The following is a 25,222-nucleotide window of genomic DNA, read 5'->3' as shown; positions in this document are numbered from 1 at the left end:
TAAAAAAACACCGTCCAACTGGACGGTGTTTTTATTTATGCTTCTGATTCGTCATCACGCTGCAACCAGTCACCGCTGATGATGCGCGTGCGACCGGTAACCGGACGCTGGTAAACGTACAGCCAGGCGCTGCCGAAGGGCGTCTGGATTAACTGGCGTTTGTATTCGCCATTTTTGGTGCGCAGGGCATCCAATTCGCCAAGGGTGATGGCGTCGATGCGATAGACCTCGCAAAAGACATTGCCCTCACCCTCAATCACGCCGGGATAGTGACCGAGATTGTAGAGTTCGTACCCTTCAATCTGGTGGTCACCAAGCCATTGCGCATTCGTCATCCAGTGACTGTTTCCCTGTTTGCGCCGTAAACTGCCGTAGACAATTATTCGCATTGCTAAAACTCAAACTGATAGAGCAAATCCAGTGCCTGATCAACACCAGACACAGCTTCCAAATAAAGTTTGGGCATCAGGCGATAACGCAAGGTTAAGGTCGCCAGTGAATCAAATATGCCAACACCGTATTTTACTTGCAGACCCGGTAGCACATAACCACTCACCTGCACCTGTTGGCTGTCGCCAACCCCGGTGGTATCAAGCGCAAGGTTACTGACGCCGAACGTCTCGCCGATTTTACCCATAACCTGCCCACTTTGTGCAACCCCCAGACCAATTAACGCTGAAGTTAATGCGTTACTGTCGCCATTGGCATCGAGTCCCTGGCCGCGCAACAGATAAGACAACGCCTCCTGCTGCGACATCGTCGGGTCGGAGAAGATTTCGACTTTCGGCTCATCAGCTAACCCGGTGACGCGGATACCTGCGGTGACGTCATCCTCAGTGGAGTCGGGGTTACGGATGGCTTCCAGGTTAAGATAGGGCTGATCCGGCGGTCCGGCAAATTGCAGTTCACCTTTGCGCACAATCAGATCCTGACCATAAGCATGGAAACGACCATCCGGGATATTAATCTGGCCGTTTAAGCCGAGACCGGTTCTATCCTGCACCAGCTTCAGATCACCGTTCAGCTTCGCTTTCAGACCAAAGGCAGACAGGCGCACATCGTTGCCGACGTGAATGACCAGATTGCTGTTGATCGGGATCGCCGTGGTTTTCGGCTGAATCGGCTTCAGGTTCTGGTCCAGCATCACCTCATCCGACGACACGCCAGTCGCGCTGGCCGGTACTTCCTGCACCGTGATGCGCGCCCACGGGATATCCACCCGGCCATCAAGATTGAAGGCGGCGGGGGTCGCTTCAAACACCAGATCTGGCGACACGTCCATACGCACCATCGGCGGCACGGTGACACGTACCCGGCTTCCCTGCGCAGCAATGCGCGCCCGCCAGTTATTCAGCTGGCTCCAGTCGGCGTTCCCGTTGAGATTGATGTTGCCCTGTGCGGTCTGAATCAACCCATTAAGGGTAGAACTCATGCCGTTAAACACCATGTTGAGATTGGCGGCAGTGAGGGCAACCGGCATAAAGCTGGCTTCCACATTCACGCCGCTCAGTCCCAGCTGGCCGAATACCTGCGGCTGTTGCAAATTACCGCCGAGGCGCAGGGCGCTGTTGAGATTGCCTTTGATTTTCTCGCCCTGCATCAATGCCGGGTTGAACATCGCCAGCGAAATATTGCTGATATTAACGTTACCCGACAGCTGACGACGATGCTGCGGATCGGCAATTTGTACGTCACCGCTCAGCTGTCCATTGTTGGCGATGTGTATCAGCCAGTCGAGCTGGGCGCGGCCATTACGCAGCGCGGCATTCAGGTTCAGGGTGTCGAAGGCGATGGGCAAGGTGTTGCCCTGCACATCCTGCTCCACTTTTACGCCGTTGCCTTTCAGCGAGACGGTACCGGTCGGCAACGCGCCGTCAGAAGTCCAGTTAACCCGGGCATCACCGCTGAACACCCCTGCCAGTTTGGTTTCATCGGTCAGGAACGGTTTGAGCATGGCTAAATCAAAGCGGCTGAGCACCACATGCGCATGGCCGCTGGCTCCCGCTTCAATCGGTTCCGGCACACACAGTTGCGCGTTCGGGTTCTGCCAGCAGTGTGGCCCAATAGTCGCGCTCTGCTTGCTGTTGAGATAGTCAATCGCCATGGCACGCGTCAGACGCCACTCGCCCACCGGCGTATCGAAGCGGGTATTATTCAGCGTGCCCTGCCAGTGTTGGGTTTTGCGATCAAAGCTGCCGTTCAGCGCCAGGTGACCGGAGACCGGCTCGCCCTGCACCTCAAGTTTTAGCTGATGCTGCTTCTCGTTGCCGTCGGCATTGAGCGTCAGCAATTTAATCGCCAGCGCATCCTGTTTTAGCTGCTCCACCCGCAACTGCAATTTACCCGCAATCTGGTCACTGGATTTCACATCCCCCTGCAGCAGCACGCGCGCAATTTGCAGCTGCTGCCAGCGCAGGCCTGTGGCAGTGAGATCGGCCAGCAGTTGCGGAGCCTGTAGCGTCCCGCGAGCCTTGATGGTGCCTTTCGCCACCCCACCCAGTCCTGGCAACGCGTTGTCGAGATGCGGAGCATCAATGCTGGCATCCAGATTCAGCGCATCGCCCAGTTCGCCTTTGACGTCTACATGGTTACGCCCCAGCACCAGGTTGATACCCGGGACTTTCCACTGGTTGTAGCTATTGCCAGTCAGGGAGCCGTCAGCGCTGACCGCGTTCTGTTTGACGTTCCCTTTCAGCTGTAGCTGCGGCACGCTCAGTTGCCAGCTGCCGCCATACAGGCTGCCGCGCGTGGCGATTTTGCCATCCAGCTTCGCCGGCCAGTCCGGGTATTGTTTTGCGGTATTGATGCCGGACAACGTCAGTTCACTGCGCCAACTAATCGCTTTGCTCCAGTCCACCAGCGCGGTCAGGTCGATATTGCCCTGCAACGCCGCCACGCGCAGTTTATCGAGGCTGAACTGCTGCACATTCCCTTTACCATCAAGAGAAATTGCCGCAGGCGGCACCCCTTCGCCCTTCACGGCGGTACGCAGCGACATCACATAATCGGTGGCTTTCCCCTTGAACTGATAATCCAGGTTGTCGGCCTGGTACTGCACCGGACCGGTCAGCGGCCAGCGCAATTCCGGGCTGGTAAGCCTGAGCGATAACGGCAACCCAGCGACGGCAGGCTGTGTCGCAGCATCCAGCTGCGCCTGTACCGGGCCAGACAAATTGAGCGCCAGTTTCAGCTCATCACGCAGCGCACCGCTGAGATTCATTTTAATCTTCTCGCCCTTAATCGGGTCGAGATTCACCGCGCCGTTAAGGGCAAAGTTTACCGGCCAGTTCTCCGCCAGGGTGGCATCGCCGCTGGCGTTAAGTTGCCCCTGCGTCGAATCCACAGCAAAGGTTTCCAGTTGCAGATGGCGGTCAGCGGTTCTGGCCTTCAGCAGCAGGCTGTTGATGGTTACATCGGTATCGCCGGTTATGCGCAGCTGTTTGCCTGTCAGCTCCTGCACGGTGATATCCAGTGGCAGCTGGAAGTCCGGCAGTGCGGGTAACAGCGGTTGCGCGAACATCGCCTGCAACGTCTCACCCAGCGGTTTTTCATCCGGTTTAGGCTGCTGCACTTTCGGTTGTACCACCTGCTCATCCGCCACTTTGGCCGCTTTTGGCAACGCAATCAGCAAACTTTCGATATGGGTGGGGGTCAGCGTCAGGGCGCGGTTCTGCCATTGCATACCGGTGGTGAAATCGAGCAGCGAAATCGCCGTATCATCCACTTTGACATTGATGTTGTGCAGCCCGACTTTACTGAGCGTGATCGGATAAGGCGTGCTGAGATTGGTGCTGCCGCTCGCCTGCTCCGGCGGTGGTGCACTGGCCGGTGCTATTTGTTTGCTATCCACCACCACGCTGACATCCTGCAACGCAATGTCGTTGACGCACACTGACGAATGCAGCAGGCAGTTAAGGTTGATCGCCAGATGGAAGCGCCCGGCATCGACGCTAACTCCCGGCATGGTGTACTTCACGCCGCTCAGCGTCAGATCGCGCCAGCCACCTTCAACTTTGTCGATCGACAAACCCGGCACCCAGCGATCGGCTCCCTTCAATAGCAGATGCAAACCCGGTGTGGTGCCAATCAGGAAAGCCACGCTGCCCAAGATCAGCAGCAGAAAAATACCAAAACCAATCAGGACCTTTTTCCACAGCTTCATAGTTCAGGCCCCAGTCCGATATAAAATTGCAATCCGTGCTCCTCGCTATCACCAATCGGGCGGGCAATATCGAGTTTGATCGGCCCAACCGGAGAGGCCCAGCGCACGCCGAAGCCCGCACCGGTTTTGAAGTTGCTTTGTGTAATATCGTTAACCGCTTCACCGGAGTCGATGAATACCGCTCCCCACCATTTTCCGCTCACGTTGTACTGATATTCGAGCGAACCGGTCGCCAGTTTTGATGCACCGGTCAGCTTGCCATTGTCATCGCGTGGCGAGATCCCCTGATATTTGTAACCGCGAATACTGCGGTCCCCCCCGGCGAAGAAGCGCAGGTCAGGTGGCACTTTGTCGAAATCGTTGGTTTCGATCCAGCCAAGGTTGCCGCGTATCACAAAGCGGTTTTTCTCACCCAGCGTACGGATCCAGACGTTTTGCGCCTGCAGGATCAGGAAATCGACATCCGATCCCCAGGTGGTATCCGACACATCGGCGGAATAGCGCTGTGAGTCACCCCAGGTGGGCATCAACCCCCCGCGCGAACGGGTGCGGCTCAGGCTGACGCCAGGATAAATCAGCATGGTGGTGTTGGTGACGCTGCCCTGGGTAAAGTGATCGAGGCTCCAGCGCAGGTTGACCGCGCGCTGCCAGCCACTGCTGCTGTCCCAGTTACGCGATACGCCAAGCGTATTCGTATCGGCTTTGGTGTCGTTCAGATCGGTGCGTTTCACCCCGGCGGAGAAGGTATAGTACTGTTCCAGCGGGCTTTTCAGCAGCGGGACTTTGTAGCTCAGATCGATCTGCTGTTCCGGTGCAGAAATGTAGGCGCTGGTGGTCAGGCTGTGGCCACTGTCGTTGATCCAGGGCTTTTTCCAGGTGCCTTTCAGACGCGGGCCCACATCGGTGGAGTAGCCAATACCGGTTTCCAGCGTATTTTCTACCCGCGGGGACACGGCCGCGTTGAGCGGCAGTACCTTGGTCTGACGCCCTTTGGCAAAGTCCGGTGCCACCACCACCGAATTGAACCAGCCGGTGGCGGAAAGACGACGGTTCAGTTCCGCCAGGTCACGCGAACTGTAAGGGTCACCCTTTTTGAACGGCACCAGATTGCGCAGGTAAGCTTCCTGGATCTGCGAGCCCTGGAAAGTGACATCGCCGAAGCGATAGCGCGGGCCGCTGTCGTAGTCGATATCCCAGAAAGCCTCCCGGCGCTCGACTGATACACCAAGCTGGCTCTGCTTAAAGTCACCATCAAAATAACCATTACGCAGTGCCAGGCTGGAAAAACCGCTTTTAAATCTGTCGTAATCACCGTGGTTAAGCTGGGTGCCCACCTTCGGCGTGCCCTGTTTAACCCAGGCTTTGTAATCGGGATCGTTTTTCGCCGCACCCTCTACCACGATGGTGCTGCCGCCAATCTTTACCGGCTCTCCTGCCGTGACGCGCGCGATCAATACCGGACGTCCACCCTGTGGCGGTGCCGGACGCGATTCAAAATCAATCTGCGGTTCGTAGTAACCGAGTGCGCGCAAACCCTCTTTAACCGCGACGGAAACGCGCGCGCGGAAACGACCGTCGTTAGAAACCTCGTCGCTCCCTATGGTGGAGAGACGCGCCCTGACGTTTTTCTCTAAATCCCCGGATAAACCTTCCAGCTGCAATCGCACCTTAGCCGCCTCAAGGGCGGGTGCCACCAGCAGCAGGCTGGCTATGCAATAAATATGAAATCGTGGCACGCTTACTCCTGTTAATAATGCCTGCCCCTATTCCGCAGGGGCATGTATCTGTTTCGCGGGTAAAATCCAGCGCAGGCATACCCATCAGCATAGCCGCTCTTTTCCCCGAACAGCTGTGTAAACGCGGCAATTAAGCCAAATCGTCACTATTGTCGGCAAATGACGGGAGCGATACAACAACGAAGCGGCGCTTCTGCGGTTTGCCAGCACGCACTCAGACTATTCTTAAGCCGCCTGACGTCTCCGCTAGCGGCATGATAAGCGCTGCTGCTATAATCAGCGTCCTGCAGGCAACACCTGCATTCATTTCTGCCCCGACGCTTAACTGCCTTGTCGAATTGGCGCAGACATTTTTGGCACGGATAGCCCTGTTTGACTGGTGAGTACCGGACGTACGCCCATTCCCATGCTGCCCAGGCCAAAAATGACAAGTGATTAACCCAACGGATCTTTTATGCTCGATAGCTTACTTGTCATTCTTTTACTGATTGTTATCAGTGCGTTTTTCTCCCTGTCGGAGATCTCGCTGGCTGCTGCCCGCAAGATCAAGCTGAAACTGCTGGCCGACGAAGGCAATATCAACGCACAGCGTGTCCTGAAAATGCAGGAGACGCCAGGTATGTTCTTCACCGTGGTGCAGATCGGCCTTAATGCGGTAGCCATCCTCGGTGGTATCGTCGGTGATGCGGCGTTTTCACCGGCTTTCCGTTCGCTGTTCATTCGTTTTGTGTCCCCGGAGCTGGCCGATCAGTTGAGCTTCATCTGCTCCTTTACTGTCGTCACCAGCCTGTTCATCCTGTTTGCTGATTTAACCCCGAAGCGGGTAGGCATGATCGCGCCGGAAACCATTGCGCTGCGTATTATCAATCCGATGCGTTTCTGCCTGCTGGTGTTCCGTCCGCTGGTGTGGCTGTTTAACGGCCTGGCTAACGTCTTCTTTCGCATTTTTAAACTGCCAATGGTGCGTAAAGATGACATCACCTCCGATGATATCTACGCGGTGGTGGAAGCAGGCGCGCTGGCCGGGGTGCTGCGTAAGCAGGAACATGAGCTGATTGAAAACGTGTTTGAGCTGGAATCACGCACCGTGCCGTCTTCAATGACATCGCGCGAAAATATTATCTGGTTTGATTTGCATGAAGATGAAGGCAGCCTCAAAACGAAAATTGCCGAACATCCTCACTCCAAATTCCTCGTCTGCGATGGCGATATCGACCATATCGTCGGCTACGTCGATTCCAAAGAGCTGCTGTTGCGCGTACTGGGCAATCAAAGCATGGCGTTGAATAGCGGCGTGCAGATCCGCTCCGCGCTGATTGTGCCCGATACGCTGACGCTGTCTGAAGCGCTGGAAAGTTTCAAAACTGCGGGTGAAGACTTCGCGGTGATCATGAATGAATACGCGCTGGTAGTAGGCATTATTACCCTGAATGATGTGATGACCACACTGATGGGTGACCTGGTCGGCCAGGGGCTGGAAGAACAGATTGTGGCGCGTGATGAGAATTCATGGCTGGTGGAGGGCGGCACCCCTATCGATGACGTGATGCGCGTGCTGCATATCGATGAGTTTCCGCAGTCAGGTAACTATGAAACCATCGGCGGCTTTATGATGTATATGCTGCGTAAGATCCCGAAACGTACCGATTTCGTGAAGTTTGCCGGGTATAAGTTTGAAGTGGTGGATATTGATAGCTATCGCATCGACCAGCTGCTGGTCACGCGTATCGATGAGCGCCCGCCAGTGCTGAATGTCGCTAAAAACGCGGCGGCTGATGCAGAAACCCCCTCATCGTAGCGGGTCCGGATGCTATAAAAAACAAAGGCGCGATAAATCGCGCCGCTCCAGGGCGCCATCGGCGCCCTTTCTTCTGCTTAGTTGTACTCGGCTTGCAGCCGTATCACCTGGCGATTGATTTCCGACATCACGCTCAGATGTTGTACGTCTTTGACGCGCGGGATAAGCACCTTCCCTTTATCGAATTCGAATGCGCCAACGTCCTTGATATACAACCTTCCTTTAAATAGCGTTTTTACGTATTTCGCAATTTGCAGCGGATTATAACGCTGGAAGATCTTCATGTTGTTCTAACTCCTGTACAGAAATAATACGCTTCTTCGTTGCCAACATCGGTACGAGCCCATGAAGCGCAAATGAGGCCTAAACTATAGAACATCCTGCGCTGCGGATGTTCCGAAAAAATGAATTTTTTACTGAATTGACACATCATTACAGAACACTCTGTTACCGAGGTCACAGAATCCAGTATAAACCTTCAGTGATTAAGGAATTGTGGCGTCGGTTGCAAAGCTGTTAACTCGTCGCGACAGGGCGCATCATCCACGCTTAATATTGCAGGAACATGACCAACTGGTCGGATCACCAAGGAGCCACTTTTATGCGATTGCCACACATGGTGTTAGCACTGGCACTACTTCTGCCCCATCTCGCTGCGGCACATCTGTTCAAACAAGGCGAACGCGTCCCTGCAGTGGGGGTGAATGACAAAGGGGAACTGATCTATCTTCAGGACAAGTTCAGCTATCGTCCGTGGAATAGCTCGCAGCTGGTGGGAAAAGTGCGGGTTATCATGCATATCGCCGGGCGTTCTTCAGCGAAAGAAATGAATGCGGCATTGATTGAGGCCATTAAAGCCGCCAAATTACCACACGACCACTACCAGACCACCACGGTAGTCAATACTGATGATGCTATCCCAGGTACCGGCATGTTTGTGCGCAGCAGCATCGAAAGCAATAAGCAGCAGTATCCGTGGTCGCAATTTATCGTCGATAGCAACGGCAACGCGCGCAAAGCCTGGCAGCTGGAGGAAGGTGGCTCCGCGATAGTGGTGCTGGATAAGAACGGGCGGGTGCAATACGCCAAAGATGGCGCACTGACACAACAGGAAGTGCAGCAGGTGATTACGCTATTGCATCAATTGCTGTCGTAGCGGCGAGGATTTATGGGCCAGGGCGCGCGATAAATCGCGCCGCTACGAATATGCCTAAAACAGGGAGACACGGAAGCCTGGATTGAGGAAGGATTCCTGCGGCGCATAGTCGAGGGTTTTACCCTGCCAGTCATGCACATGCGCACCTGCGGCAATCGCCACTGCATGTCCGGCACCGGTATCCCAGATATTGGTCGGTCCAAAGCGTGGATAGAGCTGGGCTTTGCCTTCGGCCACCAGGCAGAATTTCAATGAGGAGCCGATGGCCGTTGTCTGATGCTCGCCCAGCTGTTGCAGATACTCTTGCAGCTCTTCATCTTTGTCAAAATGCGAACGACTCACGACCACCAGCGGCGGACGCGCATCACGCACATGAATCTGGCTTTTATGTCCGCCCTCTTCTTTCCAGGCTTTGCCTTCCGCAGCAGAATAAAGCACGCCAATGGCTGGTGCATAAACCACGCCCAGAACCGGTTTCCCTTTTTCAATCAGCGCGATATTCACCGTGAATTCACCGTTGCGCTTGATAAACTCTTTGGTGCCATCCAGCGGGTCAACCAGCCAGTAGCGCTGCCACTGCTGACGGACTTCCCAGGCCGGAGGATCTTCTTCTGACAATACCGGCACTTCCGGTGTCAGGGCCTGTAGCCCATTAAGAATCACCTGATGCGCGGCGAGGTCGGCAGCCGTGACCGGCGAATCATCCGCCTTACGTTCGATATCCATCGGCTGCGCGCCATCATACACCTGCATAATCGCATCACCTGCGGCACGGGCCAGCTGGCAAATTTGCTCTAACATTCTTCACCTCATTTCTGCTGATTCTGCTTACTCGCTGCAAACAGCAAACCTGTAACTATTTTAGCAGGCGACCTGTTTATTCCGAGCTTCACGCCAGTCGCGAGAGCAATCTATTTTAATATCAATATCATAGTTCATCGCCTACCGTCACGTATGAGATGAGGTTATATCTGCTGCGTTTCTCCACAGATTATGCGCAGGGATCGCAACAATCTATGAAAAAGATCCACTTTGATGACATCACGGAAACAGCAAAGCGTTATGTGCCGAAAATGCGTACAAAAAGTGCTTAAATAATCACCATATTGCTACGTTCTGATTTGAGCAGCCACGCTATGATGGGAGAAACCGGGTTGTATCTGGCAGGTGGATTGACAGCAGAATGAAGAAATGAAGGGCGGCAACGGCCGCCCTGACTGCGGCTTACAGAATTTCCAGCAGCTCGACTTCGAAGATCAGCGTGCTGAACGGCGGGATGGATGCGCCAGCACCACGCTCGCCGTAGGCGATGTTGTGTGGGATCACCAGTTCCCATTTGGAGCCGACCGGCATCAGGGTCAGGGCTTCAATCCAGCCTGCGATAACGCCGCTAACCGGGAATTCTGCTGGTTCGCCACGCGCCACAGAGCTATCAAACACGGTGCCATCGATCAGTTTACCGGTGTAGTGTACACGTACACGGTCCTGACGAGATGGGATAGCCCCATCACCCTGTTTGATGACGCTGAATTGCAGGCCTGATTCGGTGCTGCTCACGCCTTCACGCTGTGCGTTCTGATCCAGGAATTTCTGGCCTTCCGCCGCCATCGCCTGGACGCGCTCACGACGCACGCCTTCCGCACGCTCGTGCACTTCGCGCAGCGCACGATGTACCACATCAACCGGAACTGCCGGTGAATTCCCTTCCAGCGCGTCGCGCAGGCCCGCGAGCAGTGCTTCCGGCTGCAGACCCTGCAGTCCGGACTCCAGCAGCTGCTGGCCTACCTGTAAACCAATACCGTAACTTGCTTGTGCTTCGACGCTGTCAAATGAAGGGGTCGTCATCTTGATTCCTTAATCCCGGAGAAAAAATTGAAACGGCAGCATAACAGCGCAGGCCGCTGGCGTAAAATCTCGCGCATCGCAGATGACATTTCTCAGGGAAAGAGAAACAATGTATGGGTCAGAATTTTCAATGCTGGCAGGCACTTCGCGCCGGTATTGCCCATACTACATTTAAGGGAAGGATAAACCTTTCCACCGTCGAGATAAGAGAGAATACATGGGCCAGATCGCCCCACGACGTCGCAGGACGCGCACCCCGCGTACTTTACCCTGGTTGCGGAACTTGCTGCCGCAAGGCAAACGCCCGGTTACCAGTGAGGAGGAACCACGAATGGCTTCTGCTACCCCTTCCCGACTTCCCGGCAGTCTGGGCCGTATCTGGCATCTGCTGGATAACGTACGCTGGATGGATCCGCTACCCGCCCTGCATCGTCGCGGTATCGTGATTGCGCTGGTGATTATCCTGCTGGCGTTCCTGTGGCCGTCGAGTACCCCTCAGTATCCGGTGGAGCGCCCGGTCAGCGATAATGCAGCCAAACAAGTGCCAATGCAGGCAGAAATCTATGACAACAACAGCACGCCAAAACCCGATTCTCAGGGGGAATGGCGCAGTTATACCGTGGCGTCAGGCCAGACGCTGGCGCAGCTGTTCCGTGATAACAATTTACCGGTGAGTGATGTGTTTGCCATGGCGCGAGTGGAAGGTAACGATCAGCCGCTCAGCGCCCTGCAGACGGGTCAGCAGGTGAAAATTCGCCAGAATGCGCAGGGTGTGGTGACGGGATTGACAGTGGATAGCGGCAACGGCCCGGTGCTGTTTACCCGTCAGCCTGACGGCAGCTTTATCCGCGCGCAATAACAAAAAAGCCGGCACAAGGCCGGCTTTTTCGCATTACCGAGTAAAATTACTCAGCAACTACATTCACAACCAGTTTCGCGAATACTTCGCTGTGAACCTGGAAGTCAACTTCGTGCTCACCGATAGTGCGCAGAACGCCGTTCGGCAGACGAACTTCGCTCTTAGCCACTTCAACGCCAGCTGCAGTTACAGCGTCAGCGATGTCGCGAGTACCGATGGAACCGAACAGTTTACCTTCGTCGCCTGATTTAGACGCGATGGTGACGCTGCCCAGACCGTTGATTTTCTCAGCACGTGCGTTAGCAGCTGCCAGAACGTCAGCCAGTTTGGCTTCCAGTTCAGCGCGGCGCGCTTCGAAATATTCAACGTTTTTCTTGGTAGCAGGAACAGCTTTACCCTGCGGAACCAGGAAGTTACGAGCGTAACCCGCTTTAACGTTAACCTGATCACCCAGGCTGCCCAGGTTTGCTACTTTATCAAGCAGAATAACTTGCATTACCTTATCCTCTTAAAGTCGTTATTAGACAGCAACCGATTACTGATGACGATCAGTGTACGGCAGCAGAGACAGGTAACGCGCGCGCTTGATAGCACGAGCCAGCTGACGCTGGTATTTTGCGCGAGTACCGGTGATACGGCTCGGTACGATCTTACCGCTTTCAGTGATGTAGTTTTTCAGCGTAGCGATATCTTTGTAGTCGATCTCTTGAACGCCTTCCGCGGTGAAACGGCAGAACTTGCGACGACGGAAATAACGTGCCATTTGGCTAGTCTCCAGAATCTATCAATTCAATCTGCTCGGCATGTAACACAATTCTACTCTGGCCATTGCGTGCCTGATGGCAGCTAATAAAACCTTCGAGAGTGAGTTGCGTGCCGACCGTTATATGTTGAGTAATCACCTGATGGGTGCTGCCGCTGATAATCACCGGCATCTGACACCAGGCTTGCCGGTGAAACCCGGCTTCCTCCTGCATGGAACGGTGCTCAAGCACGAACTGGCAGTGAGGAATTCCTGACGGACTGATTTTTCGAACCGGCGTCTTACACACAGTGCCAGACAGGCGCAGTCGATTGGCCGTCATTATGGATTACTCTTCAGAATCCCCAGCATCTGAGTCATCTGCCGCTTCGTTAGCGAAGTCTTCACGGCGCTCACGACGCTCGTCTTTCGCTTTAACCATCGGAGATGCTTCAGTTACCGCGTGCTTAACGCGCATAACCATGCTGCGGATAACGGCGTCGTTGAAGCGGAAGTTAGTTTCCAGCTCGTCAATCACTTCCTGCGGCGCTTCTACGTTCAGCAGAACATAGTGTGCTTTGTGCAGTTTGTTGATCGGGTAAGCCAGCTGACGGCGGCCCCAGTCTTCCAGACGGTGGATCGTGCCCTGTGCACCAGTGATAGCACCAGTGTAACGCTCGATCATGCCCGGAACCTGTTCGCTCTGGTCAGGATGGACCATAAATACGATTTCGTAATGACGCATCGAAATTGCTCCTTACGGATTATTCAGCCTCCTGTCAGGGTCAGCTGCGGCCCACGGAAGCAAGGAACGTTATAGGTTGTGAATCATCCAATAAATGAAACACACCTCTGAATGCAGCTGAAAAATTGACGCGTAATCATACTGACGTTGCCCGCTAAACTCAAGCGCACAATTCATCAAATGGCGTGCAACGTGCCAGATGATGGCACCTTTTGTGCTAAGGGTGAAAATTCAGGAGGTTAAGCGGCATTTCATCAAAATAGCTGAACAAGGTGTTCAACAGGACCGGCTGGCAGCAATGTGGTGAAGAACTAAACTATTTATAGACGCAACGGTTTAGCTTGTCGTCGGCGTCTGAGAGTGAATTCCCTGTAGTGAGGAGTCGATTATGAGAAGTATCGTCATCGCCACTTTACTGGGTCTCTTCCTGTCTACACCCGCTTTTGCCAGCTCAACTGACTATGCGCAACAGATGAGAAGTAACAGCAGCAAAGCGGCATCAGGCTATGTCTACGTCAACCGACTGGGCGCCCCCAGTGATAACCACACCGGGGCCAACAGTAGCGCGGCTGAACGGTTGTCGTCACAGCTGTAGTCCGGTATGTCGTAACGGGCTGGCAGCTTTTGCCAGCCCGAATTATTTTCACAGGTGATGTTTGAAAAAACTCACCAGCGCACCCAGCGCTGAAGGCGTGATTTTGTGGCCGATCTGCTTTTCCGACAGGTAAGTGACACGCCCATCCAGCTGCGCTTCACGCAGCGCTTTCTCCAGCCGCACCGTTTCCGCGAACGGCACCACCTCATCGGCTTCCCCGTGCCACAGCAGCAGCGGACGGTTCGCCAGTTTATCCAGTTGCTGGCTGGGATCGTAACTGGCTAACGGTGCCAGCCGGGCGGCAAAAGCTTCTTTCTGCTGCGGCGTGCGCGCCACCAGCGGCGGGAACAGCGTGTGACTCAGTTGCATAAAATAGCCCGACCCCATCATGCAGGCGACGCTGTGAATCTGCGGATAACGCGCCATTGCCCCGAGTGCCGTCATCCCGCCCATTGAAGCACCCGCCACGGCAAAGCGATCATCGGCAATCCAGTCATTGGCGCGCAGCGCGGCTTCCAGTAGCGGTACTTCGTCGATATTTTTTCGGAGGATCTCCCAGAAATGCGTCATACGGGTTTCCGTATCACCGTTATAGCGGGCGCCATGCATATCCGCATCTGGCATCACCACGCGAAAACCCGCCTGAGCGAGAGCAACCGCAAAGTAGCTGTACACCTCTTTTGACGAGGTAAAGCCATGATAAAACAGCACGGTCGGTAAACGCGCCAGGCGCTGTCCGGATGGTGCCGCATGGATACACTGAATCCCTGCCAGTGTTTCGGTTGCCAGTTCAATCATGTCGCCTCCGTTGAGAATGATTATCACCTGCTCACAGTGTAAACCCTGAGACCTGAAACGCGAGTTACTTCACATTTTCGCGTGAATAATTTCCACCCTAAACCTTTTCCCCGATTTGCCGTTGATCTTGTATCTCCTCATCCATATCAACATAGGTACTTTATGAAGCGTCTCTCTCTCAGCGCCATGGGTCTCGGAATTAAGCTGTCTGTACTGACGTCTTTAAGCGTAGCCGTAGTGCTGCTGACCCTCACCCTTACCCTGAGCCACAACGCCTCCCGTCAGCTGGAAAATCTGGCGACGGACGATATGCAAAATCAGGTGCAGGGCATCAGTGAGATGGCCAGCATGTTTAATACCACCTTGTCTGCCGAAGTGGCGAATTACACTCGGCTGTTTCAGAGTTTTCTCCCCAAACGCTTCAGTCGTGATGAAGGCACCCGCATTCAGGTGGGGGATATCAGCACACCTACTCTGCGTGCCGGGCTGAAAACCCTCAACCTTGACCAGATTGCCGTGGATGATTTCCTCGATCGTACCGGTGCAGTCTCCACCATTTTCGTACGTGACGGCGACGATTATGTGCGCATCGCCACCTCGCTGAAGAAAGAAGACGGCCAGCGTGCAATCGGCACCAGGCTGGACCGCAGCAGCGCTGCCTGGCGTAGCGTGAATCAGGGTGAAGCTTACCGTGGCCTGGCAACCCTGTTTGGTCATCGTTATATCACACAGTATCAGCCGGTAATGGATGAGAGCGGCGCAGTCATCGGCATTCTGTTTGTCGGAGTGCAAATCGATCAGCAATACGCGCTGATGCGCGACAAAGTGCTGGCGCGCCATCTCGGCGACAGTGGGCATTTCTTTGTGCTGAACGGCGCGCCCGGCACCACCCAGGGGCAATTTTTGTTTGCCAGCCAGCGCGAAGGTAAATTGCCGCTGTGGGATGCCAGGACACAGCAACAGCTACTGAGCCAGCCGAAAGGTTTACTCACCATGCAGCTGGATGGCGAAACCAAACTGCTGGCCTGGCAACAGCTGCCGGGATGGAACTGGATTATCGCCGGGGAAGTCAGCCGTGCCAGCCTGCTGGCCCCGATTACCCACAGCCGTGACCTGTTTGTCGCCATTGGTCTGGCGCTGGTTATCCTCTTTGCCTGCGGATTTATGTGGTACAGCCGCCGTGCCATTACCCGTCCGTTGCATCAGGTGATTCATCTTGCCGAAGAGTATGCGGCGGGTAATTTGCAGGCGCACCTCGACTCCACGCGTCATGATGAAATCGGCCAACTGGTGGGGGCGATCAACGGTATTGGCGATGGCCTGGAGCAGATCGTCGGCCAGGTACGCCAGACGGCACAACAAATCAGCGCGGGCACTGACAGCATTGCCGCCAGCAGCCAGAACATCAGCGCGCAGATTGGTCGTCAGGCCAGCAGCGTGGAACAAACCTCGGCCAGCATGGAGCAGTTTGGTGCCACCGTGGCGCAAACTGCCGCTAACGTACGCCAGGCACTGGCGCGGGTGAGTGAGGCTGATCAAACCGTTGCCCGCAGTGGCGAGACCGTATCGCGTTCGGTCAGCACCATGGCAGACATTCGCGTCGCCTCGCAGAGCATTGCCGACATCACCCATGTGATTGAATCCATTGCTTTCCAGACCAATATCCTCGCACTGAATGCCGCGGTGGAAGCGGCACGCGCGGGCGAGCACGGTAAAGGTTTCGCGGTGGTAGCAGCGGAAGTTCGCGCACTGGCGCAGCGCAGCGCCCAGGCGGCAAAAGAGATCGATGGTCTGATCGCCAGCTCCATCAGCAAGGTCGAGGAGGGCCATAGCCTGTCTGAGCAGACACGCGATGCCATGAATCACATTGTTGAACATATCGCGCAGGTGAAAACCCTGATGGGCGAAATCAATATCGCCGCGCAGGAGCAGGCGTCAGGCATTGGTCAGGTGAACCTGGCGATGAACCACATCAGCCAGGCAACCCATCAGAGCAGTGATTTAGTCACCGAATCTGAGGCTTCAGCCCAGAGTCTGAGTCAGCAGGGGCATCATCTGACCGAGCTGGTGAGTATTTTTCATCTGAAGTCCTGATAGCACAGGGGAAGATGGCATACACTTGAGCCATCTTCCCCGAACCGGAGTTGCCATGCGTGTTTCGTTATTTCTGGCGCTGAGCCTGCTGTTAAGCGGCTGCTCGGCGCTTACGCCGACGCCCAAAGCACCACCACCGCCCACAGCGCATGCCCAGGAGATTAACCGGGCGCAGAGCTACGGCTTGCGCAAACTGGGTACCATCAGCGTCCAGGTACGGGGTTCACCGGATGATGCCCAACGCGCTATTGCCGCGCGGGCTAATCAGTTAGGTGCCACCTGGTATCAGATTTTATTAATAGATGAGACGGTGATGCCCGGTTTCTGGTACTCCACCGCCGTTCTCTATGCGCCCTCAACCGGCAGTAGCCCGCAGCAGTAGGCGTGAGCTAAGGTCGTGGCTCAACAGCGGTTTGCCGCGCGTATCCAGGAACTGCTGACACCAGCCATCGGCCAGCGGTGGCTCCGCCACTTTCAGCAGGATCGCCGCCGTTGCCAGCTGCAACAGATCCTCAGTTACGGCACGCGCCTGCGCCTCCTGTACGTTACCGAGACGCAGTCGTAGCTGCCGCCAGCGGCGGTCGAAATGACGATTGCACCCTTTCACCGCGTCCAGTTCATCACTCAGCATCGTCAGCGTATCCGATTGGCGGTTAAGTACCCGCAACACATCCAGACACATGACATTGCCAGAACCTTCCCAGATGCTGTTGACTGGCATCTCACGATACAGCCGTGGCAACTCGCTTTCTTCGCAATAACCGATGCCGCCCAGCACCTCCATCGCTTCGGCAACAAAGGGAATCCCCGCCTGGCAAGTCACATATTTGGCAGCCGGGGTGAAGAGACGGGCATAGAGGCGTTCATGCTCGCTGGCGGGAGTTGACCAGGCGCGTGCCAGGCGCAGCAGCAACGCGGTTTGCCCCTCCAGCTGTAGCGCTTGCCGGGCCAGCACCGCCCGCATCAGAGGCTGGTCGCTGAGGTTTTTGCCCATCACCTGACGCTGCTGGGCGTGATGCAGGGCAATGGAGAATGCACGCCGCATCAGCCCGTGGCTACCGAGTGCGCAATCGAAACGCGTCATACCGCCCATTTTCAGGATCAGCCGCACGCCTTCGCCCTCTTCTCCCAACAGCCAGCCGATCGCATCCTGAAACTCCACTTCACAGCTGGCATTGGAGCGATTGCCAAGCTTGTCTTTGAGGCGTTCAAGCCGGATAGCATTGCGTGCACCATCCGGTAGCAGGCGCGGCAGGAAAAAACAGCTCAGGCCACCCGAGGTCTGCGCCAGTATCAGATGCGCGTCGCTTTGCGGCACCGAGAAAAACCATTTATGGCCGATAATGCGATAAGCCTCACCGGGGCCGCGTCCACCCAAGGGTTCCGCGCGCGTACTGTTGCTCAGCACATCAGTGCCGCCCTGTTTTTCGGTCATCCCCATACCAATCAGCAAACCCCGTTTCTTATTACCGGGTTGATGATGGGCATCGTAGCGATCGCTCAGCAACGCATCGTGCCAGTCGAGCCAGGGTTCTGGCAGGTGATTTTGTAGCAGCGGAATGGCGGCGTGGGTCATGGTGACCGGGCAAAGCGACCCTGCCTCCACCTGCGCGTGCAGGATAAAGCGCGCCGCACGAGCCACCATCGCGTTGGGCTGAACATCGGGTTGCCAGCTGAGATTGTGCAGGCGGCTGGCGCATAAGCCCTGCATCAGCAGATGCCACGCGGGATGAAAGCGTACCTCATCCAGCCGTTCACCGCGCGCGTCATAGCGCAGCAGCTCCGGTGGCTGGGCATTGGCCAGTCGTCCCAGTTCGAGAGATTCAGCACTGCCGAGTTGCAGCCCGACCGAAGCCAGCCATTCACGATCCCAGCTGGCACCTTCCCGCGCGACGGCTTCGCATAAGGGAAGATCGCGGGTAAACAGGTTGCTGTTGCTGAGCGGCTGAGGCTGATTGAAAACGCTGTGGGTTGTCCAGGTCATAACGTCCCCCTCATTAGGCTCACAGCCTAAGTATGGGGGTGATAGTCAGTTATGCCTGGTACAAAAACTAATTTGCGGAGGGGATCACGCCAGGCGCTGACGTACCGCTTCGAACAGACAAATACCGGTGGCCACGGAAACGTTCAGAGAAGATACGCTGCCCGCCATCGGGATGCTGATCAACTCATCGCAATGCTCACGCGTCAGACGGCGCATACCTTCGCCCTCTGCACCCATCACCAGCGCCAGTGAACCCGGCAGCTTGCTCTGGTACAGCGTATGATCGGCTTCACCGGCCGTACCGACGATCCAGATGTTGTACTCCTGCAGCAAACGCATGGTGCGCGCCAGGTTAGTCACGCGGATCAGCGGAACGTTTTCTGCTGCGCCACTGGCCACTTTTTTCGCTGTGGCATTCAGCTGTGCGGAACGATCTTTCGGTACGATCACCGCATGCACGCCAGCCGCATCGGCGCTGCGCAGGCAGGCTCCGAGGTTATGCGGATCGGTAACGCCATCGAGGATCAACAGGAACGGGTTATCCAGCGATTCCAGCAGATCCGGCAGATCGCCTTCCTGATAATTTTTACCCGGCTTCACGCGTGCCACGATCCCCTGATGCACACCGCCCTCCACCTGGCTATCCAGCCACTGCCGATTGGCCAGCTGAATCACAATTCCCTGAGCTTCCAGCGCGGCGATCAGCGGTTGCAGGCGACGATCATCACGGCCTTTGAGAATAAAGACTTCCTGAAAACGCTGAGGATCGCGTTCCAGCAGGGCCTGCACGGCATGGATACCAAAAATTATTTCACTCATTACTTTGCTCAAGGTTGGATGTCGGACGTCGCGGCGCGATAAATCGCGCCGCTACAACTGATCAGCATCAGGCTTCGCTGGTTTTCTTCTTCGCCGCGCGCTTAGCCTTAGTGGCGGCGGCGATTTTACGGGTTTTTTCGGAGACTTTTTTGCTTTTTTTCTCAGCTTTCGCTTTCGCCGGTTTTTTCTTCTCACCGCGGAAAGCGGCATCCGGCTCGAAATTCACATTTTTACCGGCATCACGGCGGCGTTTAGCCGGAGCTTGTCCACCACGCTTCTCGCGCTCGCGAGCAGTTTTGCCTTCACCACGCGGGACACGCTGGCTGGAAATCAGCGCGAAGTCGATTTTGCGTTCGTCCATGTGCACCGCTTCCACCCGCACTTCAACGGCATCGCCCAGGCGATAGGTTCGTCCACCGGATTCACCGATCAGACGCTGCCCCACCGGATCGAAGCGGTAGTAATCATTGTCCAGCGATGAAACATGCACCAGACCATCGATAAACAGATCGTTCAGACGCACGAAGAAACCAAAACCGGTCACGCTGGAGATCACGCCGGTAAAGACGTTACCCACCTGATCCTGCATAAAGTCGCATTTCAGCCAGTCAGCAACGTCACGCGTGGCCTCATCGGCACGGCGTTCGGTCATGGAACAGTGCTGGCCGAGCTGCAGCATCTGCTGCATATCATAGTGGTAACCGCCGGTCGCCGTGGTGTTACCTTTCTCCTCACCCTGCTCTTTCGCCAGCAGATATTTGATGGCGCGATGCAGCAGCAGGTCCGGGTAGCGGCGAATCGGTGAAGTGAAGTGTGCATACGACGCCAGCGCCAGACCAAAGTGGCCACGGTTTTCCGGATCGTACACTGCCTGTTTCATCGAACGCAGCAGCATAGTTTGCAGCATTTCTGCATCCGGGCGATCGGCGATCTGCGTCAGCAGCTCGGCATAATCAATCGGCTGCGGTTTGCTGCCACCCGGCAGGCTCAGGCCCAGTTCGTTCAGTACGGTACGGAAGCTGGTGATGCTGTCGTCACTCGGGCGATCGTGATCGCGGAACAAGGCCGGTTCTTCGTTCTTCTCAACAAAACGCGCTGACGCGATGTTGGCGAGGATCATACATTCTTCAATCAACTTATGGGCATCGTTGCGCACCGTGCGCTCGACGCGCTCAATACGACGATCGGCATTGAAGATGAATTTAGCTTCTTCGGTTTCGAAGGAGATGCCGCCACGCTGCTCACGCGACTTTTCCAGCACCTGATACATGCGGTGCAACTCTTCAAGATGCTTCACCAGTGGCGCGTATTGTTCACGCAGCTCCGGGTTGCCTTGCAGGATGTTCCACACTTTGGTGTAGGTCAGGCGCGCGTGTGAATTCATCACCGCTTCATAATGTTTGTAGCCGGTCAGTTTGCCGGTGGCCGAGATGGTCATTTCGCACACCATACACAGGCGATCAACCTGCGGGTTCAGTGAGCACAGGCCATTCGACAGCACTTCCGGCAGCATCGGTACTACCTGCGACGGGAAATATACCGAGGTGCCGCGCTGGTGGGCTTCGTTGTCCAGAGCCGTGCCCGGACGCACGTAATAACTGACGTCGGCAATCGCCACCCATAAGCGCCAGCCGCCACCGCGTTTTTTCTCACAGTAGACAGCATCGTCGAAGTCGCGCGCGTCCTCACCATCAATGGTGACTAACGGCAACTGACGCAGATCGACACGACCTTTCTTCGCCGCTTCCGGCACTTCTTCTTTCAGTTTGGCGATCTGTTTTTCGACTTCTTCCGGCCAGACGTGGGGGATTTCATGGGTGCGCAGCGCCATATCGACAGCCAGACCAGTGCCCATATTATCGCCCAGCACTTCCGTGACTTTGCCCAGCGCTTTGGTACGACGCGTCGGGCGCTGGGTAATCTCCACCACCACGACCGAGCCCATACGCGCGTTCAGCGTCTGGTCCTGTGGGATGAGGATATCAAAGCTCAGACGACTGTCGTCCGGCACGACAAAGCCCGTACCGGCATCGGTAAAGTAACGACCAACGATCTGGCTGTTACGTGGCTCCAGTACGCGTACTACGCGCGCCTCGCGGCGACCTTTGCGATCCGCGCCACCGGGTTGCGCCAGGATCACGTCACCGTGCAGACACAGTTTCAACTGTTCGGCAGAGAGATAGAAATCATCCTTCTGCCCTTCCACGCGCAGGAAACCATAGCCATCACGATGACCAATCACTTTGCCACGCAGCAAATCAAGGCGCTCAGGCAGCGCGTAGCATTGACGGCGGGTAAATATCAGCTGTCCATCGCGCTCCATGGCACGCAGACGACGGCGCAGCGCTTCCAGTTGCTCTTCACTGCTGATATTGAGTTCCTGGGCGATGTCATCGCGGCTGGCAGGCTTTTCGCGCTTTTCTAATAGCGCCAGAATAAACTCCCGACTGGGGATCGGGTTTTCATATTTTTCAGCTTCTCTTTCCTGAAAAGGATCTTTTGACATTACGGTTCCTCCGATGTCATTTTTGATGGATTGCCACCGGCGGTTCGGACAATAAGATTTGGTACAGTGGTTCGTTGTCTTTGACGAGATCGGCCAGCGTGTAATTATCCAGCTCATCAAGGAATAGCTGGACCGCATTGTTCAACGCTTTGCGCAAGCGACAGGCTGGCGTAATGCTGCATTCACTACAGTTAACCAGCTGTAGTGGCTCCATTTTCCTGACAACGTCGCCAATGACTATTTTTTCCGGGTCCATGCCTAAACGAATTCCGCCGTTTTTACCGCGTGTTGCGGCCACAAAGCCGGCCCGGCTCAGTTGGTTGATGATTTTCACCATGTGATTACGCGACACCCCATAGGTATCGGTCACTTCAGTAATGTTGGTCTGCTTACCCTCGGGCAAAGTGGCCATGTAGATCAAGGCACGCAGACCGTAATCAGTAAAACTTGTAAGCTGCACATGTACCTCAGTGAATCATCGGGTGTTATTTTTATATGCCGATTGGCGTTGCGTTTAATGATGATGATAAACCAGTGCGTGAAGGCCGGTGCGTTTTTTTCAGGCAACTCTTGATATTTGCAAGAAAAAATATTGTGAGCGGAGTCAAAGAGCAGAGAAACAGAGGCCGGACAGGGTCCGGCCTGAGGGGATTATGCGTCAAACGGATCGCGCAAAATCATGGTCTCACTACGGTCAGGACCAGTAGAAATAATATCCACCGGAACACCGGTTACCTCTTCCACACGTTTGATGTAGTCACGTGCGGCCTGCGGCAGACCTTCCAGCGTTTTCACGCCAAAGGTGTTTTCACTCCAGCCCGGCATTGATTCGTAAATCGGCTCAATACCTTCCCAGCCTTCAGCAGCCAGCGGCGTAGTGGTGACTTCGCGGCCATCCGGCATGCGATATCCCACACAAATTTTCACTTCTTTCAGGCCATCCAGCACGTCCAGTTTGGTCATGCAGAAACCTGACAGTGAGTTGATCTGCACTGCACGGCGAACCGCCACGGCATCCAGCCAACCGGTACGACGACGACGACCGGTGGTGGCACCGAACTCGTTACCTTTGGAGCACAGGAACTCACCGGTTTCATCAAACAGTTCAGTCGGGAACGGACCTGCACCCACGCGGGTTGAGTAGGCTTTAACGATACCCAGCACATAGTCAACATAACGCGGACCGATACCAGAACCGGTTGCCACGCCACCAGCGGTGGTGTTTGACGAGGTCACGTACGGGTAAGTACCGTGGTCGATATCCAGTAACGTACCCTGCGCACCTTCGAACATGATCAGATCGCCACGCTGACGCGCGTTATCCAGCAGTTCAGACACGTCAACGACCATGCTGGTCAGGATGTCGGCCACTGCCATCACATCGTTCAGCACTTTGTCGTAATCGACAGCATCTTCTTTGTAGTAATTCACCAGCTGGAAGTTGTAGTAATCCACCACTTCTTTCAGCTTGGCAGCGAAGGTTTCTTTGTTGAAGAGATCGCCAACGCGCAGACCACGGCGGGCAACTTTATCTTCGTAGGCTGGGCCGATACCACGACCGGTGGTACCGATAGCTTTAGCACCACGCGCTTTTTCACGCGCCAGGTCCATCGCGACATGGTATTGCAGGATTAACGGGCAGGCTTCAGACAGCAGCAGACGTTCGCGTACCGGTACACCGCGCTCCTCAAGACCTTTCATCTCTTTCATCAGCGCTTCTGGTGACAGCACAACGCCGTTACCAATGATGCTGGTGACGTTTTCACGCAGGATGCCTGATGGAATTAAGTGGAGGACGGTTTTTTCACCGTTGATAACCAGCGTGTGGCCTGCATTGTGACCACCTTGATAGCGCACGACGTATTTCGCGCGCTCTGTGAGAAGGTCTACGATCTTGCCTTTACCTTCGTCACCCCATTGGGTGCCCAGTACGACGACGTTCTTACCCATTTTTTCAAAATCACCGATTGCTTAAAAATGGATTCTACCACCTGACTTTTCCACTTTCAGCTCTTTTAGCATACGATTGCGCGGTTTTTTGCCTGAGTTTTGATCGATACAACATGTTGGGGATAAATCAGCGACAAGACACAACGAGGCTGCGAAATAACGCGCATTTTTAGCTCGCGTGCACACTTAACATGTAATAGATCACCACCCCGGCAACCACCAATCCACCGCCAAAACGATGTAACAGGCGATCCGGCAACTGCGCCATAGCCAGAATCATACGTCGCCAGATACGCGGCAGAAACATCGGCCCCAGCCCTTCCAGAACCAGCACCAAAGCCAGTGCCATCCAGATGGTTGTGTTCATTATCTTTTCCCCAAAAAAAAGGCCGACAAGATTGTCGGCCTTGAATTTATATCAGTTCTTAACGCGTTGCGTTAGAGGGAGCCTTCATATAACGGAAGAAATCGCTATCCGGACTTAAAACCATAATATCCTGATTATCTGCGAAGCTGTTTTCATAGGCACGCAGGCTACGGATAAAGGCATAGAAATCCGGATCCTGGCTGAACGCATCGGCAAACAGTTTCGCCGCCTGCGCATCACCCTCACCACGGGAGATCAGTGCCTCACGCTGGGCTTCTGCCAGTGTACGGGTCACCTGATAATCCGCCTGAGCGCGCAGTTTTTCTGCCTCTTCCTGACCCTGTGAACGCTGGCTACGCGCTACCGCTTCACGCTCAGCACGCATACGGTTGTAGATCGCATCAGAGACTTCAGTTGGCAGGTTGATCTGCTTAATCCGTACGTCAACCACCTGAATACCCAGGGCTGCCATGCTATTCGGGTTCGGCGCTGGCTCTTTGCTGTTGGTTTCACGCTCAACGCGTGCCGCGGCATCAGCAATCGCATCGTCTGCAGCTGGCGTCTGGACTTCGTCATCGTTACCCGCGCTGCCGGTATTCAGGGCATCACGCACATCAGTAGTCAGACGACCACGTGAGTCGGTCACGATATCTTTTACATCCAGACGACCCATTTCAGAACGCAGACGGTCACTGAATTTACGTTTCAGCAGCACTTCGGCCTGAGAAATATCGCCACCACCCGTCGCCAGGTAGTAACGGCTAAAATCACTGATACGCCATTTGATATAGGAATCAACGATCAGGTCTTTCTTCTCTTTGGTGACAAAGCGATCCGCCTGGTTGTCCATGGTCTGGATACGCGCATCCAGTGATTTCACGGTTTCAATAAACGGAATCTTGAAATGCAGACCCGGCGCATAGACCAGCGGCTTGTTCTCGCTATCACGCAGAACCTTACCAAAACGCAGCACGATGCCACGCTGACCTTCCTGCACCACGAACAGTGACGCGTACAGCACCACCAGCACTACAATAATTACGGCGATGATTGGCTTACGCATCGA

24 protein-coding genes are annotated in these 25,222 nt (G+C 55.1%); 6 read left to right on the top strand and 18 right to left on the bottom strand.

The features are described 5' to 3' along the window. Positions 1-35: 35 nt before the first annotated feature. Genes RCF31_RS15300 through tamA form a run of 3 tightly spaced genes read right to left on the bottom strand, consistent with a single transcriptional unit; the run spans position 36 to position 5,898 of the window. Positions 36-389, bottom strand: coding sequence for a gamma-glutamylcyclotransferase family protein (locus RCF31_RS15300; protein ID WP_299458849.1), 354 nt, complete (start codon positions 387-389; stop codon positions 36-38). 2 nt (positions 390-391) lie between these two features. Beyond that, positions 392-4,162 carry an autotransporter assembly complex protein TamB gene (gene tamB, locus RCF31_RS15295; RefSeq protein ID WP_416411535.1) on the bottom strand — a complete coding sequence of 1,257 codons (3,771 nt, stop codon included), beginning with the start codon at positions 4,160-4,162 and terminating at the stop codon, positions 392-394. Continuing rightward, entirely contained in the window at positions 4,159-5,898 is a 1,740-nt protein-coding gene (tamA, locus tag RCF31_RS15290) for an autotransporter assembly complex protein TamA (protein WP_416411534.1), read from the bottom strand. The genes tamB and tamA overlap by 4 nt, the downstream gene beginning before the upstream one ends. Before the next feature lie 454 nt (positions 5,899-6,352). Here tamA and RCF31_RS15285 point away from each other — a divergent pair, with 454 nt between their 5' ends. Further along, positions 6,353-7,696, top strand: a complete 1,344-nt coding sequence (locus tag RCF31_RS15285) for a hemolysin family protein (RefSeq protein WP_299458843.1) — start codon at positions 6,353-6,355, stop codon at positions 7,694-7,696. Positions 7,697-7,773: 77 nt separating this feature from the next. Here the strand turns inward: RCF31_RS15285 and RCF31_RS15280 are convergent, their stop codons facing one another. Next, entirely contained in the window at positions 7,774-7,980 is a 207-nt protein-coding gene (locus RCF31_RS15280) for a DUF1107 domain-containing protein (RefSeq protein ID WP_299458841.1), read from the bottom strand. Between the two features lie 317 nt (positions 7,981-8,297). Here RCF31_RS15280 and RCF31_RS15275 point away from each other — a divergent pair, with 317 nt between their 5' ends. Next, positions 8,298-8,852: a YtfJ family protein gene (locus RCF31_RS15275; protein WP_416411533.1), complete on the top strand. Its 555-nt coding sequence runs from the start codon at positions 8,298-8,300 to the stop codon at positions 8,850-8,852. A gap of 54 nt (positions 8,853-8,906) precedes the next feature. Here the strand turns inward: RCF31_RS15275 and cysQ are convergent, their stop codons facing one another. Together cysQ and fklB are read right to left on the bottom strand one after the other, a co-directional pair. Beyond that, positions 8,907-9,653, bottom strand: a complete 747-nt coding sequence (gene cysQ, locus RCF31_RS15270; RefSeq protein ID WP_416411532.1) for a 3'(2'),5'-bisphosphate nucleotidase CysQ — start codon at positions 9,651-9,653, stop codon at positions 8,907-8,909. Positions 9,654-10,076: 423 nt separating this feature from the next. Beyond that, entirely contained in the window at positions 10,077-10,697 is a 621-nt protein-coding gene (gene fklB / locus RCF31_RS15265; protein WP_084877117.1) for an FKBP-type peptidyl-prolyl cis-trans isomerase, read from the bottom strand. A gap of 217 nt (positions 10,698-10,914) precedes the next feature. Between fklB and RCF31_RS15260 the strand changes: the two genes are divergently transcribed. Then, positions 10,915-11,556 carry an OapA family protein gene (locus RCF31_RS15260; protein WP_299458834.1) on the top strand — a complete coding sequence of 214 codons (642 nt, stop codon included), beginning with the start codon at positions 10,915-10,917 and terminating at the stop codon, positions 11,554-11,556. A gap of 46 nt (positions 11,557-11,602) precedes the next feature. Here the strand turns inward: RCF31_RS15260 and rplI are convergent, their stop codons facing one another. The 4 genes from rplI to rpsF are packed head-to-tail and all read right to left on the bottom strand — an operon-like array spanning position 11,603 to position 13,043. Further along, positions 11,603-12,052, bottom strand: coding sequence for a 50S ribosomal protein L9 (gene rplI, locus RCF31_RS15255; protein ID WP_299458833.1), 450 nt, complete (start codon positions 12,050-12,052; stop codon positions 11,603-11,605). Between the two features lie 39 nt (positions 12,053-12,091). Continuing rightward, positions 12,092-12,319, bottom strand: coding sequence for a 30S ribosomal protein S18 (rpsR, locus tag RCF31_RS15250; protein ID WP_000135199.1), 228 nt, complete (start codon positions 12,317-12,319; stop codon positions 12,092-12,094). A gap of 4 nt (positions 12,320-12,323) precedes the next feature. After that, positions 12,324-12,641, bottom strand: a complete 318-nt coding sequence (gene priB, locus RCF31_RS15245; protein WP_084877125.1) for a primosomal replication protein N — start codon at positions 12,639-12,641, stop codon at positions 12,324-12,326. A 6-nt stretch (positions 12,642-12,647) separates the two neighbouring features. Continuing rightward, positions 12,648-13,043 carry a 30S ribosomal protein S6 gene (gene rpsF, locus RCF31_RS15240; RefSeq protein ID WP_013510684.1) on the bottom strand — a complete coding sequence of 132 codons (396 nt, stop codon included), beginning with the start codon at positions 13,041-13,043 and terminating at the stop codon, positions 12,648-12,650. 388 nt (positions 13,044-13,431) lie between these two features. Here rpsF and RCF31_RS15235 point away from each other — a divergent pair, with 388 nt between their 5' ends. Continuing rightward, complete coding sequence (locus RCF31_RS15235) at positions 13,432-13,638, top strand: hypothetical protein (RefSeq protein ID WP_084877128.1); 207 nt, start codon at positions 13,432-13,434, stop codon at positions 13,636-13,638. Positions 13,639-13,686: 48 nt separating this feature from the next. On the opposite strand, the gene yjfP is transcribed toward RCF31_RS15235, so the two are convergent. Further along, on the bottom strand, positions 13,687-14,436 hold the full coding sequence (yjfP, locus tag RCF31_RS15230; RefSeq protein WP_299458428.1) for an esterase: 750 nt from the start codon (positions 14,434-14,436) through the stop codon (positions 13,687-13,689). Between the two features lie 162 nt (positions 14,437-14,598). Here yjfP and RCF31_RS15225 point away from each other — a divergent pair, with 162 nt between their 5' ends. Both RCF31_RS15225 and bsmA read left to right on the top strand, forming a co-directional pair. Further along, positions 14,599-16,530, top strand: a complete 1,932-nt coding sequence (locus tag RCF31_RS15225; protein WP_416411449.1) for a methyl-accepting chemotaxis protein — start codon at positions 14,599-14,601, stop codon at positions 16,528-16,530. A 55-nt stretch (positions 16,531-16,585) separates the two neighbouring features. Further along, a complete protein-coding gene (gene bsmA / locus RCF31_RS15220; protein ID WP_313688843.1) occupies positions 16,586-16,912 on the top strand; it encodes a biofilm peroxide resistance protein BsmA in 327 nt (108 codons plus the stop codon). Here bsmA and RCF31_RS15215 read toward each other — a convergent pair. The 7 genes from RCF31_RS15215 to hflC all read right to left on the bottom strand — a co-directional run bounded on the left by RCF31_RS15215 (position 16,886) and on the right by hflC (position 25,219). Then, positions 16,886-18,514 carry an isovaleryl-CoA dehydrogenase gene (locus RCF31_RS15215; RefSeq protein ID WP_416411448.1) on the bottom strand — a complete coding sequence of 543 codons (1,629 nt, stop codon included), beginning with the start codon at positions 18,512-18,514 and terminating at the stop codon, positions 16,886-16,888. The genes bsmA and RCF31_RS15215 overlap by 27 nt on opposite strands. Positions 18,515-18,598: 84 nt before the next feature. Beyond that, entirely contained in the window at positions 18,599-19,333 is a 735-nt protein-coding gene (gene rlmB / locus RCF31_RS15210; protein WP_084877141.1) for a 23S rRNA (guanosine(2251)-2'-O)-methyltransferase RlmB, read from the bottom strand. Positions 19,334-19,400: 67 nt separating this feature from the next. Further along, entirely contained in the window at positions 19,401-21,839 is a 2,439-nt protein-coding gene (gene rnr, locus RCF31_RS15205; RefSeq protein ID WP_084877143.1) for a ribonuclease R, read from the bottom strand. A gap of 16 nt (positions 21,840-21,855) precedes the next feature. Further along, on the bottom strand, positions 21,856-22,299 hold the full coding sequence (nsrR, locus tag RCF31_RS15200) for a nitric oxide-sensing transcriptional repressor NsrR (RefSeq protein ID WP_299458417.1): 444 nt from the start codon (positions 22,297-22,299) through the stop codon (positions 21,856-21,858). Between the two features lie 191 nt (positions 22,300-22,490). Further along, positions 22,491-23,789: an adenylosuccinate synthase gene (locus RCF31_RS15195; protein ID WP_299458415.1), complete on the bottom strand. Its 1,299-nt coding sequence runs from the start codon at positions 23,787-23,789 to the stop codon at positions 22,491-22,493. 169 nt (positions 23,790-23,958) lie between these two features. Further along, positions 23,959-24,156, bottom strand: a complete 198-nt coding sequence (locus RCF31_RS15190) for a DUF2065 domain-containing protein (RefSeq protein WP_208716641.1) — start codon at positions 24,154-24,156, stop codon at positions 23,959-23,961. Between the two features lie 58 nt (positions 24,157-24,214). Continuing rightward, the gene (gene hflC, locus RCF31_RS15185) at positions 24,215-25,219 is read right to left on the bottom strand and encodes a protease modulator HflC (RefSeq protein ID WP_208716643.1); all 1,005 of its coding nucleotides are present in this window, start codon (positions 25,217-25,219) and stop codon (positions 24,215-24,217) included. Positions 25,220-25,222 lie beyond the last annotated feature (3 nt).

It is taken from the genome of Pantoea sp. App145, from assembly GCF_047947045.1.
Classification (GTDB): Bacteria; Pseudomonadota; Gammaproteobacteria; order Enterobacterales; family Enterobacteriaceae; genus Pantoea.
This window is presented reverse-complemented; position numbering and strand designations above follow the sequence as displayed.